General features: G+C 66.3%; 13 protein-coding genes and 1 tRNA gene. 8 read left to right on the top strand and 6 right to left on the bottom strand.

Features of this window, described 5'->3' with window-relative positions; genetic code table 11:
• Positions 1-60: 60 nt before the first annotated feature.
• Both EHH60_RS22985 and EHH60_RS22980 read left to right on the top strand, forming a co-directional pair.
• Entirely contained in the window at positions 61-1,113 is a 1,053-nt protein-coding gene (locus EHH60_RS22985) for a hypothetical protein (RefSeq protein ID WP_124161708.1), read from the top strand.
• Between the two features lie 165 nt (positions 1,114-1,278).
• Positions 1,279-2,721 (top strand): MATE family efflux transporter, encoded by a 1,443-nt coding sequence (locus EHH60_RS22980; protein ID WP_124161707.1) that lies wholly within the window; start codon positions 1,279-1,281, stop codon positions 2,719-2,721.
• A gap of 237 nt (positions 2,722-2,958) precedes the next feature.
• Here the strand turns inward: EHH60_RS22980 and EHH60_RS22970 are convergent, their stop codons facing one another.
• The 4 genes from EHH60_RS22970 to EHH60_RS22955 form a co-directional block, all read right to left on the bottom strand.
• The gene (locus EHH60_RS22970; protein ID WP_124161706.1) at positions 2,959-3,360 is read right to left on the bottom strand and encodes an SRPBCC family protein; all 402 of its coding nucleotides are present in this window, start codon (positions 3,358-3,360) and stop codon (positions 2,959-2,961) included.
• Positions 3,361-3,492: 132 nt separating this feature from the next.
• Positions 3,493-3,852 (bottom strand): VOC family protein, encoded by a 360-nt coding sequence (locus EHH60_RS22965; protein ID WP_199751788.1) that lies wholly within the window; start codon positions 3,850-3,852, stop codon positions 3,493-3,495.
• Positions 3,853-3,909: 57 nt separating this feature from the next.
• Positions 3,910-4,749 carry a helix-turn-helix transcriptional regulator gene (locus tag EHH60_RS22960; RefSeq protein ID WP_124161704.1) on the bottom strand — a complete coding sequence of 280 codons (840 nt, stop codon included), beginning with the start codon at positions 4,747-4,749 and terminating at the stop codon, positions 3,910-3,912.
• A gap of 92 nt (positions 4,750-4,841) precedes the next feature.
• Complete coding sequence (locus tag EHH60_RS22955) at positions 4,842-5,420, bottom strand: methylated-DNA--[protein]-cysteine S-methyltransferase (protein WP_124161703.1); 579 nt, start codon at positions 5,418-5,420, stop codon at positions 4,842-4,844.
• Positions 5,421-5,593: 173 nt separating this feature from the next.
• On the opposite strand from EHH60_RS22955, the gene EHH60_RS22950 reads away from it, so the two are divergent.
• Positions 5,594-5,667: transfer RNA gene (locus EHH60_RS22950), tRNA-Gly, on the top strand.
• Between the two features lie 4 nt (positions 5,668-5,671).
• On the opposite strand, the gene EHH60_RS22945 is transcribed toward EHH60_RS22950, so the two are convergent.
• A complete protein-coding gene (locus EHH60_RS22945; RefSeq protein WP_124161702.1) occupies positions 5,672-6,664 on the bottom strand; it encodes an alpha/beta fold hydrolase in 993 nt (330 codons plus the stop codon).
• A gap of 170 nt (positions 6,665-6,834) precedes the next feature.
• Here EHH60_RS22945 and EHH60_RS22940 point away from each other — a divergent pair, with 170 nt between their 5' ends.
• A complete protein-coding gene (locus EHH60_RS22940; protein WP_026312288.1) occupies positions 6,835-7,416 on the top strand; it encodes a helix-turn-helix domain-containing protein in 582 nt (193 codons plus the stop codon).
• Positions 7,417-7,456: 40 nt separating this feature from the next.
• Complete coding sequence (locus EHH60_RS22935; RefSeq protein ID WP_124161701.1) at positions 7,457-7,930, top strand: GNAT family N-acetyltransferase; 474 nt, start codon at positions 7,457-7,459, stop codon at positions 7,928-7,930.
• 1 nt (position 7,931) lies between these two features.
• Here the strand turns inward: EHH60_RS22935 and EHH60_RS22930 are convergent, their stop codons facing one another.
• Positions 7,932-8,459, bottom strand: a complete 528-nt coding sequence (locus EHH60_RS22930) for a DUF1003 domain-containing protein (RefSeq protein ID WP_124161700.1) — start codon at positions 8,457-8,459, stop codon at positions 7,932-7,934.
• A 118-nt stretch (positions 8,460-8,577) separates the two neighbouring features.
• Here EHH60_RS22930 and EHH60_RS22925 point away from each other — a divergent pair, with 118 nt between their 5' ends.
• The 3 genes from EHH60_RS22925 (at position 8,578) to xylA (ending at position 12,524) form a co-directional block, all read left to right on the top strand.
• Positions 8,578-9,666 (top strand): LacI family DNA-binding transcriptional regulator, encoded by a 1,089-nt coding sequence (locus tag EHH60_RS22925; protein ID WP_124161699.1) that lies wholly within the window; start codon positions 8,578-8,580, stop codon positions 9,664-9,666.
• Between the two features lie 81 nt (positions 9,667-9,747).
• Positions 9,748-11,205, top strand: a complete 1,458-nt coding sequence (gene xylB / locus EHH60_RS22920; protein ID WP_124161698.1) for a xylulokinase — start codon at positions 9,748-9,750, stop codon at positions 11,203-11,205.
• Positions 11,202-12,524 carry a xylose isomerase gene (gene xylA, locus EHH60_RS22915; protein ID WP_124161697.1) on the top strand — a complete coding sequence of 441 codons (1,323 nt, stop codon included), beginning with the start codon at positions 11,202-11,204 and terminating at the stop codon, positions 12,522-12,524. Before xylB ends, xylA begins: the two co-directional genes overlap by 4 nt.
• Positions 12,525-12,530 lie beyond the last annotated feature (6 nt).

The following is a 12,530-nucleotide window of genomic DNA, read 5'->3' as shown; positions in this document are numbered from 1 at the left end:
CAGGTTGCCTGTCACCAAGTGCGGTGACACACTCGATCGCAACAAGGATCGGGAGGAAACATGACCGCGGCATCAGACTCTGCGCAGGAAGCGCAATGGAAACGCTGGCGCGCAGTCGCCGATCTCTACCACGCCTATTTCACCGGCCTCATCCTCACGGTGGTGACGCGGCGCGGGACGGCGGATGCCGCGGAATTCGTCTTCCGCGTGTTCCGCCGCCAGCAGCAGGAGCGTTTCCTGCCCGGGCTCGAGAAGCTCGGGCTTCGAGATCTGCCGCCCGCGGTCGCGGCGGCGCAATATCACTATCTCTCCAACTGGATCGGCGGCGTGCACGTCGAATACATGTATGAGAGCGACGCCAAGGCCTGGATCCGCTATCCGCCGCCGCGCTGGATCTGGAAGGGCACCGCGATCTGCGGCGTGCCTGGCGAGGTCTCCCGCGCGATGCTGCGCGGCTGGCACGCCAACAACGGCGCTGCACTCGGTGACCTCAGGCTCGGCTTCGTCTGCACCAAGCAGAGCGTCGATGGCCAGGACGGGCTTGAGGGCTATTACCATCAATACGAGCATCCCCTCGAGCTCGACCAGCGCCTGGTGTTCGCGCGGCATTTGGAAGCCCCTATGTTCGACGCCAAGACCGCGCCGGCGCTGCCGGTCGCGAGCTGGCCGAAGCCGCGTCTGGAAAAGGCCTATCGCAACTACGCCATGGAATATGTCCGCACCGCCGCACCCGTGATGGTGCAGCTGTTCGGTCCGGAAGACGCCGGCTATCTGCTGCATCTCACCGGCAAGTTGATCGGCATGCAATATTTCGACGAGGTTGCCTCGGCGCTGGCGATGCCCCGCGGCGGGGCGCGCGAATTCGCATCATTCCTGGGCGCGTTGTTCGCCGCGCAGGATGACGCGGCCGAGATGACGCAATCCGAAGGCACGGTTAAAATACGCCAGCAGAGCTGGAAGCTGATGGACGACGTCGCCGACTATCACCCCGCCTGTGCCAGGGTGCTGGCGGGATTGTTCGAGGGGCTCGCCGCGGGCTGCGGCCGGCACATCGGCGTGCAGATGCGCTCCGCGGTTGGCGGACGTCCGCCACTGGTCTGGACGATCGGGTAGGTTCACCCATCGGAATGCGCCGCCGCAGGGCGCGCCTGCACCCGACGCTGGAGGAAGCGGCGAGCGCCGTGCTAACAAGTCCCCGCCGCCCTGCGCGCGAAGTGATTGATTGGCACACCTGTTCGTTGCCGCGCCGCAAAGGGCGGCTCGTGCCCGGGAGAAGACATGTCGGACATCGCCGAAATCCCGGTCGATGAACAGGAGAGTCCGTTGCCGCCGCCTCCGGGGCCGGTGCGTAGCGCCCTGACCGACGGGCCGATCCTGCGCACGTTGCTCTCCCTCGCCTGGCCGAACGTGATCGGCTTGTCGGCCGGCATCTGCGTGGTGATCGCGGAGACCTCCTACGTCGGCCGGCTCGGCGTCGAGGCGCTGGCGGCGATGGCGCTGGTGTTTCCGACCGTGATCCTGACCATGACCATGTCGGGCGGCGCCATGGGCGGTGCGGTGGCCTCGGCCATCGCGCGTGCGCTCGGCGCCGGTGATCGCGAGCGCGCCGGCACGCTCGCGGTGCATGCGATGCTGATCGGCATCAGTTTCGGCCTGGTCTTCATGCTAGGCATGCTGATCTTCGGACCCAGGGTGCTCGAAATGCTTGGCGGCCGCGGCGCTGTGCTGACGCACGCGATCGCCTACACTCAGGTGTTTTTCGGCGGCGCCGTTCTGCCCTGGCTGCTCAACACCATGGCGGGCGTCTTGCGCGGCACCGGCAACATGAAGCTGCCGTCGTTCCTCATCCTCAACTCCGCGGCCTGGCAGATCGTGCTCGGCGGCACGCTGGGCCTCGGCCTTGGCCCCGTTCCGCAGCTGGGCATGCGCGGCGTCGCAGCCGGCGCGCTGATCGCCTATTCCATGAATATCTGCATCATGGGCTGGTACCTGTTCTCCGGCCGAGCGCGGATCGTTCTCAGACTGCGTGGCTTGCGCATCCAATGGGTTATGTTCTTCGACATCCTCAAGGTCGGCGCCATCGCCTGCTTCTCGCCGCTGCAATCGGTGCTGACGATCTCGATCTTCACCCACATGCTGGCGAAGTTCGGCACCGCAATCCTCGCCGGTTACGGCGTCGGTGCGCGGCTCGAATTCTTGCTGACCTCGATCGCATTCTCGTTCGGCATCGCCTGCGTGCCGATGGTGGGGATGGCGATCGGCGCAGGCCGCATCGCGCGCGCCCGGCGCGTCGCCTGGATCGCCAGTGCTGCCGCCTTCGTGGCCGTGGGCGCGCCGGCATGCGTCGTCGCGATGTTCCCCGATCTCTGGATCAACATGTTCACGGACAGCGCGGCCGTGCGCGCGGCGAGCCATCAATATCTCTCGACGGTCGGACCGTTCTACGCCTTCTTCGGCCTTGCCACGACGATGTATTTCTCCTCGCAGGGCGCGGCCAAGGTGATCGGACCGGTGCTGGCGCAGACAGCGCGGCTGATCTACATCGCGACTGTCGGCTGGTGGCTCTCGACGCACGAGGCCAGCGCCCAGAGCTTCTTCTGGCTGGCCGCGAGCTCGATGGTCGTGCTCGGCCTGCTGTCGTGCTCCAGCGTGATGCTGACACGCTGGGGACCGCGCAAGACGAAAGCTGCGATCAGGCCGGCGTTTTCGACTGCCGACTAGCGGTGCTTGTGGCGACGGTGGCCGCCGCCGGCACCTCCGCCGCCGAAGCCCGCGAACTGCGCCTTCGCCGGCGGGCGACATCGAAAACAGCGGCAGCACGGCGGCTGCTTGACAGATCACTTTGCCCGCACCTCTCATGGCATGCTCTTCGCGTGCGTGCGCCGCCGGGAGAGCAGAGCCAACCGGACGCACGCCGCCATGGTTACGGCCGGCGAGGGCGCGGCTCTGTGAAAAAGATCACGCAGCCGCAGGCCGGAACGCCCTGTGGATGGCGCCGACGGCTTCCTTCGTTTGCCCCTGAATGTAGGCCGCGAGCTCGTTCGGCAGCACGTCGATGATCCAGACCAGCCGGCAGCGCGCATCGCTCTCGGCGATCACCTGCACCGAGGCGCTGTAGTGCTTCAGTCGCTCGTTGCTGATGGCATAGACGAGACGCCGCCGCGCATCGTCGCAATCGACCAGCACCTCGCGCGCCACCGAGCCGTTGGCGAAGGTGACGATGCGCGCATCGCCGTCGAGCGTGCAAGCGGTGACGAAGCCGGGCGCCAGCCGTTCATGCAGCGCGCCGAAGTCGCGCACCGCGTCCCAGACGTCGCGGGCGGAGGCGGGGAGGGGAATGTCGTTGCGGATGGAAGCCATGATTCTTTCTCATCAGATGGAGTCATTCCGGGGCGCGCGAAGCGCGAACTACGGCGCGCAGTTGCGCGCCTGAGAATCTCGAGATTCCGGGTTCGGTCCTTCGGACCGCCCCGGAATGACGGTGCAACAAACTCACGTACAAACCGCCTCGACATTATTGCCGTCAAGGTCGATCAGGAACGCGGCGTAGTAAGTCGGTCCGTAGTCCTTGCGCGGCCCGGCGCCGCCGTTGTCGCGGCCGCCGTTCTTCAGCCCTTCGGTATGGAACGCCTTGACCGCGTCATGATCCTTGGCGCGGAAGGCGATGTGGGCACCGTCGGCCTTGCGCCCCATGTTCAGGTGCAGCCACAGCGCCGGCTCGCCCTTCGGCCCGAAGCCGGCATAGCCATCGCCGCTCGAGCACAGGACATAGCCGAGCGGCGCCAGCACTGCGGTGTAGAAGCGCGTGGCGGCGTCGAGATCGGCAACGCGAAGTCCGATGTGGTCGTACATGTTCGTCTCCATTGCGAAAAGCGTGCCGCGAATGGCACGCGCCGGAGACGATTCTAGTCAGTTGAGGGCAAGCTGCTCTTGGAGAATCTTGCGCATCCCTTTCGACGCCTGGCGGAATTTCGTCGGGGATACGCCGGCGGCGCGGTGGAAGGTTCGGACGAAGTTGGAGAGATCGCCGAAGCCGACGTCATAGGCGACGTCGGTGACCGCCATGGCGTCGTCAGCGAGCAGCCGAGCCGCGTGCCGCAGCCGCGAGCGCACCAGATATTGATGCGGGGTGACGCCGAGCACGCTCGAGAAAAGCCGCAGGAAATGGAACGGGCTGAGGCCCGCCTGCCGTGCGGCCTGCTCGAGGTCGAGCTCGGCATGCGAGTTGTCGTCGATCCACAGCGCGGCCTCCACCGCGCGCCGGCGGTCGCGCGCGGTAGGCGTCGCCGGCCTGCGCTCCTTGCCGGAGACGACATCCACAAAGCGGCCGGCCAGGATCTGACCGACTTCATCGAGGCCGAGGTCGCTGTTGCCATCTGCTGCCGTCTGGGCGAGCTCGCCCAGCACCATCAGCTCGGGCAGCGGCGGCGTCGCGCCGACCTGCCAGACCTCACGCCGCCCGCCGAGAGTCCCGACGAGGCCCTCGCTGAGAAAGAACGACAGGCAGACGTCGCCGGAGACGTGCTCATGCGTGCAGGTGTATTCCTCACCGGGGGCGCCGACCAGCATCGAGCCCGCCACCAGTTCGAAGAAACCGGCGCGGCAATGGCAGCCGAAGCTGCCCGTGCGGACATAGGCGATGGAGTGGCCGGTGCGGCATTCGGGAAACGGCGCGTCGTCCGGTCCCGCATCGCAGCGAAACTCGGAGACCGTCATCGATGGCGTCGTCAGCAGCGTGGTCGCGTCCATGCCGCCTATCTAGGCATGATCCGGACAAGTGTGTAGCGGTTGTCCGAAAAGATCATGTCCCAAAAAAGCTAAGGTGCGATCAGGATCGCGCCTTAGCCAGGCGCGCGCGGCGGAGCAACGGGCAGCAGCACCTCGAACAGCGTCTTGCTGGCGATGGGGCGGGCGCCTTCAAGCGCCAGCAGCCGCCGCTTGGAGATCACGCCGCCATGGCGCGAGAGCCCGTCGGTGTAATTGCCGGCCTCCAGCACCCGGTGGCAGGGCACGATCAGCATAAAGGGATTTTTCGCGATCGCCTGCGCCACCGAATACGCCGCGCCTGAGGCACCCAGCGCCTTGGCGACCTCGTGATAGGTGCGTGTTTCCCCGCGCGGAATGGTGCAGGCGAACTCGTAGACGCGCCGGTTGAAGCCGGGCACTCCGCCGGCGTCCAGGCTGACGTCGGAAAAATCGGGGTCGCTGCCTTGCAGCAGCGCCGCGATGCCCTCGATCGCAAGCTCGGCATTTTCGCACGGCCGTTGCTCGCGCGCGTCGGGATAGGCCTGGAAGATCCGGCGGCGGGTATCGATCTCCCGCGCCTCCGGTAGTTGCACGGCAATCACGCCGGTGCTGCTCCAGATGATGCCGCAGCGCCCCAGCGCCGTGTCGAATATCGCGTACGCGCGCCCCACCATGCACACGCCCCACTCAGTGCACGTTTCTTCCCGGAAATACGATCATAACACTGCCACAATCCGGCGCACCTGGAATCTTGTCAGGACGTTAACATCCGTCGGGCCGGGCGCGCCAAACCGCTTGGCGGGAGGCGCCGTCTCGGCTAATCAGGAGGGGCGTGAAGCGCGCATAAGCGGGCGTAGTTCAATGGTAGAACGGCAGCTTCCCAAGCTGCATACGAGGGTTCGATTCCCTTCGCCCGCTCCAAGCTTCAGTTCGGCAGACTTCGCAGGAATTCCACGATCGCCGCGTTCACCTCCGCCGGCCGCTCCTGCTGCGTCCAGTGTCCGCAGCCCGGCAGCATCTTGATCTCGCGTAGCTGGGGCACCCATTGCCTCATGTTGGCGAGATGCTCGGCGGCGCCGGGGAAGGCAAGGACCATGTCATGGTCGCCGGCGATGAAGAGCGACGGCACGATCACCTTCACGCCCTCGAAAGCGCCCATCAGCTCCCAGTTGCGATCGATGTTGCGGTAGTAGTTGAGCGGCCCGCGAAACCCGCTGCAGGCAAACTCGGCGCCATAATAGTCGAGGTCGGCAGCGCTCAGCCATGAGGGCCGCGGTACCTGCACTTTCGGCAACATGCCGTCCTTCCGCGAGACCATGCCGACGCCGGCGGTCCGACCTTGACGCTCGGCATTGGCACGGATCGCCGCCGCCCCTTCGCCAGAACCGCCAAAGAGCATGGCACCGAGCGTTGCGCGCGTATCCCGTTCGAACTCCGCTTCGGCGATACCGGGCTCCTGGAAGTACAGTTGATAGAACTGCGCATCCGCCGTCTGCGGCATCACGCTGGTCGGCCGCACTGGACTGCGCGGACGGTAGGGCACGCTGAGGATCGCGGCGGCGCGGAAGCGATCGGGCCTCAGGCGCGCCGTGTGCCAGGCGATTGTCGCGCCCCAGTCATGGCCGACGATGACGGCGTCCTTCGCCCCGAAGGCGTCGAGCACGCCGACGAGATCGCCGACCATATGGAGGATCGTGTACTGGTCGATTGCTTCGGGCCGGTCGCTCTTGCCATAGCCGCGCATGTCGGGTGCGACCGCGTGGTAGCCCGCCGCTGCCAGTGCCTCGAGCTGGTGGCGCCAGGAGTACCAGCCTTCCGGAAAACCGTGGCAAAGCAGCACCATTGGCCCCTCGCCCTGCTCGGCGATCTTGATCTTGATGCCGTTTGCCCCGATCGTCCGCTGCGTCGGCTCGCCCATGCCATTGCCTCCCCGTTCACTGCGGTTGGCGCATTCTAATCTGCGCTGCAGGCTCCGCAAAGATTCTAATATGTTAGCCTCTTGCTCCCGGCACGCACGCCGCGCCCGCCCTAAGCTCGTCTTGGCCGGTGGAACACGGTCCCTGCGCCGGGCAATATTGTGACGACACCATGGACCAGCAGAAACTCGACCGTGCGATCGGTCGTCGCTTGAAGACGCTGAGGACGCAAGCGGGCATGACGTTGAACGAATTGGCGGCACGGTCGGGCGTCAGCCGGGCCATGATCGGGCGAGTGGAGCGGGCGCAGAGCAGTGCGACGGCGGCGCTGCTCAACAAGCTCTGTGCGGCGCTCGACGTCACGCTCAGCGACGTCGTTGCGCTCGCGGAGAAGCCGCCGGAGCGCCTGGTGCGGCTTGCCGACCAGCCGCATTGGCGCGACCCCGATAGCGGCTACCGCCGGCGTCACGCCTCGCCGCCGGATGCGGCGAGCGGCATCGAGATCATCGTCGTCGACCTGCCGGCCGGCGCGCGGGTCTCTTACAGCCCCTGGGGCCGCAACGCCTTCACCCAGCAGCTCCTGATGCTGGAGGGCGCGGTCTGCGTGCATATCGACGCCAAGACGGTGCGCCTGCGCGATGGCGACTGTCTCGACTTCGACGTGATGCGCGCGGTGACCTTCGAGAACGAAACCAGGCAGGACGCGCGCTACGTCATCATCACCCGGCGCGGCACCTCTTATGGGAAGATGTGATGTCGCTGATCCGATCCAAGCCATTGAAATGAGACCGACCATGCAGATCCGAACCGGCGACACTTTCGATCCGCACGTCGTAGCGCTGCTCGATTATCACGTCACGTCTGCGCGGGCACAGACCGCGCCGGGGAGCGCGCATGCGCTCGATCTGGCGGGCCTTCGCGCCAGCGACGTCGCGTTCTGGACCGGCTGGAACGGCGACACGCTGGTTGCGACCGGCGCGCTGAAGACGCTCTCGGCCAGCCATGGCGAGGTGAAGTCGATGCACACGCTGCAGACCGCGCGCCGGCGCGGCTATGGCGGTCAGATGCTGCGTCACATCATCACGGAGGCCCGCGCGCGCGGGATGACGCGGCTCAGCCTCGAGACCGGCTCGTGGGACTATTTCAAGCCGGCGCACGCGCTCTATCAGGCCCACGACTTCGTGCCCTGCGGCCCGTTCGAGGGTTATGTCGAGGATCCCAACAGCCTGTTCCTGACCCTCGACCTGTCGGCGTGGGCGCGCCGATAGCTCAGGAGCGCGTCTCCTCGATCTTGTCGAGCACGCGTTCGGGCGCGATGTCCCGGGCGGCCTCCTCCAGATCGCGCGCGGAGTCCGGCTGAACGTCGAGCCGCTCGGCGATCTGCGTCAGGAGGCGGGCAACCTTGGTCAGCTCATGCTCGGCAAGCAGGCTGATCTGAAGATCGAGATCGGCCCGCTTGTCAGCGGCTGCGGTCATGCGGTTCTGCGAGATCAGCACGAAGGTGGAGAGGAAGATCGCCTCCACCGACGCGACCATCGCCAGCACCACGAAGCTCTCGTCCCAGGCCGGGATACCCGGCAGCCAATGCAGATTGGCAATGATCCAGAACCCGAACACGGCAAGGTGCAGGTAGACGAACGTCATGCTGCCGGTGAAGGCCGTGATCGAGTCGGCGACCTTGTCCTGGCCTCTTGCCGCCTGCTGCTCGCGGCGACGGCGCTCGACCAACGCATGAATATTGCGCTCGAGCGTCGGGCTCAGCCCCTTGCCGGGATCATGGGTGATGTCGTTCCGCACGGGGCGGCAACGGCCCGATGGAAGTGCTGTTCCTAGAGAGGCCATGGGATGCCAGAAATGACCGATGTTCCCTCAAAATGAGTTGCGTACCTCAAAACACCTCTGCTAGCCTTCAGCCATGGCCGAGACCCTCACCGCGACCGCGTTGACGCTGAAGGACATTGCCCGCGAGGCAGGCGTCAGCCTCGCGACGGTGGACCGGGTCCTGCACAATCGCCCGGGCGTGCGGCCGGACACGGTGCGGCGCGTCAAGGCGGCGATCGAACGCAATTCGTTTCAGCCGCATGTGGCCGCCGCCGAGCTCGCCCGCGGCCGCGCCCGCCGTTTCGCCTTCGTGATGCCGTCGGGGCCAAACCCGTTCATGCAGCAGATCGAGGCCTATCTCGGCGAGATGTCGGCCTGGCTGGCGGCACGCCGTCTCGGCGTCGAGATGGTCACAACCGACGTGTTCGACCCCTCCGCGCTCGCGGCGTCGCTAGAGGCGCTGTCGGGCGACTATGACGGCGTTGCCGTGGTGGCGCTGGATCATCCCGGCGTGCGCGCTGCCATCAATGACCTCGTCGATGCCGGCACCAAGGTCGTGACGCTGGTCTCGGACGTACCGTCCTCGCGCCGACACCATTATGTCGGCATCGACAATATTGCGGCGGGGCGCACCGCCGGCGCGCTGGTCGGGCGGTTGGTCGGCCAAAGGTCCGGCAAGGTCGCGATCGTGGCGGGCTCGCAGGGCCTGCGCGATCATGCCGAGCGCATCTTCGGCTTCAACCAGGTAATGGCGACAGAATTCCCCGGTCTCAGCGTGTTGCCCGTGCTGGAAGGGCGCGACGAGGACGACCGCTCGGAGCAGCTGCTGGGACGGCTGTTCGGCAGCCATGCCGACATTGTCGGCCTTTATAACGTCGGTGCCGGCACGCAAGGCGTCGCCAAGGCGCTTAACGACAAGGCGCTTAACGACAAGGCACTGAACGACAAGGCGTTGAGCGAAGTCGGCCGCGACAAGCAGGTGGTGTTCGTCGGACACGATGTCACGGCGCTGACGCGCCGATTGCTGCTGCAGGGCGTGATGGATGCGGCGATCTCGCAGAACCCCGGACATGAAGCGCGCGCGGCCGTGCGCGTGCTGCTGGCGCTCGCGCGCGGCGAGCCGATCTTGAGCGAACAGGAGAAGATCAGGATCGATATCGTGATGCGGGACAATCTGCCTTAGCGGCAGGTGGATTTCGAATGGGCCCGTTGCGGTGAAAGCGACGCAAGATCGCGCACCGCAGCAGGATAAAGGGAGGATTGCGTGTATCTCGGGATCGACATCGGCACATCCGGTGTGAAGGCGGTGCTCGTGAGCGAAGCCGGCGCGGTCGTCGCCACCGCGGCGCGCGAGCTTGCGCTGTCGCACCCGGCGCCGCTGTGGTCCGAGCAGGATCCCGATGCCTGGGTCGCTGCGGCCATCGGCGCAATAGACGATCTCGCCTCGCGCCAGCCGCGCGAGGTTGCGCAGGTTCGTGGCATCGGGCTGTCTGGTCAGATGCATGGCGCGACGCTGCTCGGCGAGAATGGCCGGCCGCTGCGTCCGGCCATTCTCTGGAACGACGGCCGCTCGCAGGCCGAATGCGTCGCGCTGGAGCGGCGCTGTCCCTCGCTGCACACGATAACGGGCAATCTGGCCATGCCCGGCTTCACCGCCCCGAAATTGTTATGGGTCGCGCGGCATGAACCCGAAATCTTCGACCGCGTGGCAAAGGTGCTGTTGCCGAAAGCCTATGTTCGCTATCGGCTCACCGGCGAGATGGTCGAGGATATGTCGGACGCATCAGGCACGCTGTGGCTGGATGTCGGTCTGCGCCGCTGGTCGGCCCTGCTGCTGCATGCCACCGGGCTCGATCTGCACCACATGCCACGCCTGGTCGAGGGCAGCGAGGTGAGCGCAGTGCTCGCGCCGGACTACGCGCGCCGCTGGGGCATGCAGAAGGATGTCGTGGTCGCGGGCGGTGCCGGCGACAATGCAGCCAGCGCGATCGGGCTCGGCGCCATCGCACCGGGCGACGCCTTCCTGTCGCTGGGAACGTCGGGTGTGCTATTCCGCGCCACCGATCGCTTCGCCCCGGCGCCGGCATCAGTCGTGCATGCCTTCTGTCACGCGCTGCCCGGCCTGTGGCACCAGATGGGCGTCATGCTGTCGGCGGCAGCGTCGCTGGCCTGGCTGTCCGGCGTGATGGAGACGCCGGCTGCAGCGCTGCTGGCGCCGCTCGGCGAGCGCGTCGACGGGCCAAGCCCGATCAAGTTCCTGCCCTATCTCGATGGCGAGCGCACGCCGCACAACGATGCCGCTGCCAGCGGCGCTTTTGTCGGCTTGCGCGGTGCGACCGGCCGGAGCCAGATCGTCCAGGCCGTGCTCGAAGGCGTCGCCTTTGCCGCGCGCGACAATCTGGCGGTGCTGAGCGCGGCGAGTGGGCCGATTGCCGAGGTCGATCTCGTCGGCGGCGGCTCGCGCTCACCGTTGTGGGCGCAGATCTGCGCCGACGTGCTCGGCATTCCCGTTCACCGCGTCGAGGAAGGCGAGGTCGGAGCCGCGCTCGGCGCCGCGCGGCTCGCCCGGCTTGCCGCGACCGGCGAAGTTCCCGCGGATGTCTGCACCCGTTCGCGGCGGCTCGCGACCTTCATGCCCCGTGCATCCGTCGCTTCGGCCTATGACGAGAGTTATCGGCGATGGCGCGCGCTCTATCCAGCACTGAAGGAGTCCGTTAAGTGAACGCGTCAGCCAAGTTCTTCGATGCAAGCGCACCCGTCGCCTTTGCCGGCAAGGATGCCGCAAGCGCGCCCGCCTTCCGCTGGTACGACAAGGATCGTCTCGTGCATGGCCGCAGGCTCGAGGATCATTTGCGCTTTGCAGTCTGCTATTGGCATTCCCTATGCTGGCCGGGCGGCGATCCCTTCGGCGGCGAGACGTTCCTGCGGCCCTGGCACCACGGCACCGACGCGATGGCAATGGCGCGCGCCAAGGCTGACGTTGCCTTCGAGCTGTTCCGCCTGCTCGACGTGCCGTTCTTCACCTTCCACGACGTGGATGCGGCGCCCGAAGGCGCCACGCTCGCGGAATCCGTCGCCAACCTCAACGTGATCGCCGATCTGTTCGAGCAGAAGATGGCTTCCGCAAAAGTGCGCCTGCTCTGGGGTACCGCAAACCTGTTCACGCACCGTCGCTACATGGCGGGCGCGGCGACCAATCCGGATCCTGATATCTTCACCTATGCCGCGGGCCAGGTCCGCGCCGCGCTGGAGGTGACGCACCGGCTGGGCGGCGAGAACTACGTGCTGTGGGGCGGGCGCGAGGGCTACGAGACGCTGCTCAACACCGATCTCAAGCGTGAGCTCGATCAGCTCGGCCGCTTCGTCTCGCTCGTGGTCGAGCACAAGCACAGAATAGGCTTCAAGGGTCCGATCCTGATCGAGCCCAAGCCGAAGGAGCCGACCAAGCATCAATACGACTTCGACGTCGCCACCTGCTACGGCTTCCTCGAACGCTACGATCTCCTGAAAGACGTCAAGCTCAACATCGAGCAGAACCACGCCATCCTCGCCGGCCACTCCTTCCATCACGAGGTCGCGCTCGCCGAGGCGCTCGGTGTCTTCGGCTCGCTCGACATCAACCGCGGCGATGATCTGCTCGGCTGGGACACCGACCAGTTCGCAATGAACGTGGGCGAGCTCGCGCTAGTGTTTCACGAGGTCCTGAGCCGAGGCGGATTCACCTCGGGTGGGCTCAATTTCGATGCCAAGATCCGCCGTCAGTCCATCGATCCCGACGATTTGATCCATGCCCATGTCGGCTCGATGGATGCTTGCGCGCGTGCCTTCCTCGCCGCCGCCGACATGATCGATGCCGCCGTCCTCACGGAGCCGCTTGCCAGGCGTTACGAAGGGTGGGCCGGCTCCGAGGGCCGCGCCATTCTCGGCGGCCAGCGCTCGCTCGCCGATCTCGCCGACCGTGCCATGAGTCCCGGCTTCGACCCGCAGCCGCGCTCGGGCCGGCAGGAATACCTGGAATCCCTCGTCAACCGCTACGTCTGAGGAGGA

Source organism: Bradyrhizobium sp. RP6 (assembly GCF_003837805.1).
In the GTDB taxonomy this organism is placed as follows: domain Bacteria; phylum Pseudomonadota; class Alphaproteobacteria; order Rhizobiales; family Xanthobacteraceae; genus Bradyrhizobium.
The sequence above is the reverse complement of the archived record's forward strand: the minus strand, read 5'-3'. Positions and strand labels throughout refer to the sequence as shown.

Bases quoted from the DNA above. Each gene is read 5' to 3' on its own strand.
- EHH60_RS22985 (WP_124161708.1), top strand. From the start codon at position 61: ATGACCGCGGCATCAGACTCTGCGCAGGAAGCGCAATGGAAACGCTGG.
- EHH60_RS22980 (WP_124161707.1), top strand. From the start codon at position 1,279: ATGTCGGACATCGCCGAAATCCCGGTCGATGAACAGGAGAGTCCGTTG.
- EHH60_RS22970 (WP_124161706.1), bottom strand. From the start codon at position 3,360: ATGGCTTCCATCCGCAACGACATTCCCCTCCCCGCCTCCGCCCGCGAC.
- EHH60_RS22965 (WP_199751788.1), bottom strand. From the start codon at position 3,852: ATGTACGACCACATCGGACTTCGCGTTGCCGATCTCGACGCCGCCACG.
- EHH60_RS22960 (WP_124161704.1), bottom strand. From the start codon at position 4,749: ATGGACGCGACCACGCTGCTGACGACGCCATCGATGACGGTCTCCGAG.
- EHH60_RS22955 (WP_124161703.1), bottom strand. From the start codon at position 5,420: ATGGTGGGGCGCGCGTACGCGATATTCGACACGGCGCTGGGGCGCTGC.
- EHH60_RS22945 (WP_124161702.1), bottom strand. From the start codon at position 6,664: ATGGGCGAGCCGACGCAGCGGACGATCGGGGCAAACGGCATCAAGATC.
- EHH60_RS22940 (WP_026312288.1), top strand. From the start codon at position 6,835: ATGGACCAGCAGAAACTCGACCGTGCGATCGGTCGTCGCTTGAAGACG.
- EHH60_RS22935 (WP_124161701.1), top strand. From the start codon at position 7,457: ATGCAGATCCGAACCGGCGACACTTTCGATCCGCACGTCGTAGCGCTG.
- EHH60_RS22925 (WP_124161699.1), top strand. From the start codon at position 8,578: ATGGCCGAGACCCTCACCGCGACCGCGTTGACGCTGAAGGACATTGCC.